Annotated in this window: 1 protein-coding gene, 1 tRNA gene and 1 pseudogene; all 3 read right to left on the minus strand. The window is 51.9% G+C overall.

Translation table 11 applies throughout. The features are described 5' to 3' along the window. Positions 1-52: 52 nt before the first annotated feature. Positions 53-129: transfer RNA gene (locus NAI64_RS09020), tRNA-Gln, on the minus strand. 100 nt (positions 130-229) lie between these two features. Further along, positions 230-859: a 50S ribosomal protein L25/general stress protein Ctc gene (locus NAI64_RS09025; protein WP_269299789.1), complete on the minus strand. Its 630-nt coding sequence runs from the start codon at positions 857-859 to the stop codon at positions 230-232. 97 nt (positions 860-956) lie between these two features. After that, a pseudogene (locus NAI64_RS09030) lies at positions 957-1,077 on the minus strand (ribose-phosphate pyrophosphokinase); the annotation flags it as partial.

Raw genomic sequence — 1,077 nt, forward strand, 5'->3', positions numbered from 1 at the left:
GCCGACAATATTTCATCGTAAGCACGCCTGGCGGCGGGCGCGGGAGAGTGGATGGCAGGGGAAGAAGGATTCGAACCCTCGAATGCCGGAATCAGAATCCGGTGCCTTAACCAGCTTGGCGATTCCCCTGTTGCAAAACAATATTATAACTGAAAATATTGCCGATATGCTATGGTTTTTTGATAAAAAAAGCCCTGTCGCGTCGTACAGGGCTTTTTTGTTGCAAAAATTATGCTTTTGCTTCGCCTTCTGCAGCGGGTGCAGCTGCGTCGGCGCCTTCTTCGGCACCTTCTTCTGCCGGTTCGGCAACGTTGGCGACGGTAGCCGTTACGATCGGCTGGGATTCGTCGTGGGAGGTAGCGGAAACGCCTTCCGGCAGTTTCAGGTCAGCCAGATGGATGGACTGGCCGACGTCCAGATTGCCCAGATCGACTTCGATGAAGGATGGCAGGTTGGCCGGCAGACAGGAGATTTCCAGTTCCGTAACGGCATGGTGAACCACACCGGTCTTGGCTGCCGGGGAGGTTTCTTCATTGGTGAAGTGCAGCGGTACTTTGACCGTGATTTTCTGGTTCGGGTCTACGCGCTGGAAGTCGACGTGCAGAACGACGGGTTTGTATGCATGGATCTGAAAATCACGCAACAGTACCTTTTCTGCCTTGCCGTCGATTTCGAGGTCAAGAATGGAAGAATGGAAGGCTTCTCTTTTCAGTGCGTAGAAAAGCGCGTTGTGATCCAGCTTGATGTTGACAGGTTCGCTGTTGCCACCGTAGACGATGCCAGGTGCCATACCAGCAGCACGCAGGCGGCGGCTCGCTCCGGTCCCTATCTCTGCTCGTGAGTATGCAATGACTTTCATGTAAAAAACTCCAATAAAAAACGAGGTAATCCCTCTTGTTGAAAAAAGCCTCCGCGACCAGAGGCTTCAGAAAAAAAGTTTTGTTTTCCGTTGCCTTTCAGATGGCGATGATATCGGCCTCATTGAATAATGACATGACGGAATTGCCGGTACTGATCCGTTTCAGGGTTTCGGCCAGCAGTTCGGCACAGGAAAGTTGCCTGATTTTTGGACACTGA

Origin of the sequence: Oxalobacter paeniformigenes (genome assembly GCF_027158465.1) — a bacterium.
Classification (GTDB): Bacteria; Pseudomonadota; Gammaproteobacteria; order Burkholderiales; family Burkholderiaceae_D; genus Oxalobacter; species Oxalobacter paeniformigenes.